This window comes from Achromobacter sp. GbtcB20 (assembly GCF_019091095.1).
Taxonomy (GTDB): Bacteria; Pseudomonadota; Gammaproteobacteria; order Burkholderiales; family Burkholderiaceae_B; genus Achromobacter; species Achromobacter mucicolens.
The window spans coordinates 1-301 of sequence record NZ_JAGXJZ010000430.1 but is presented as its reverse complement, the minus strand read 5'-3'; the positions used below and the strand labels follow the sequence as shown (position 1 = coordinate 301).

Below are 301 nucleotides of genomic sequence, written 5' to 3'. Positions count from 1 at the left end.
CTGTTCCCGCACCTGACGGCGCTGGAGAACTGCATGCTGGCGCCGGTGAACCTGAAGCGTGCGACCAGGCTTGAGGCGAAAGCCTATGCCATGGAACTGCTGGAGCAGGTCGGGCTGGCGCACAAGGCCGACGCTTATCCGCACCAGCTCTCGGGCGGCCAGCAGCAGCGCGTGGCGATCGCCCGCGCGCTGGCGATGCGCCCGCCGATCATGCTGTTCGACGAGCCGACCAGCGCGCTCGATCCGGAAATGGTGGGCGAGGTGCTGCAGGTGATGCGCAAGCTGGCGGGGCAGGGCATGA

At 68.1% G+C, this 301-nt stretch carries 1 protein-coding gene; it reads left to right on the top strand.

The genetic code is table 11. The features are described 5' to 3' along the window. The coding region (locus tag KVT32_RS29635; protein WP_217619377.1) for an ATP-binding cassette domain-containing protein at positions 1-301 on the top strand (301 nt) is incomplete at both ends.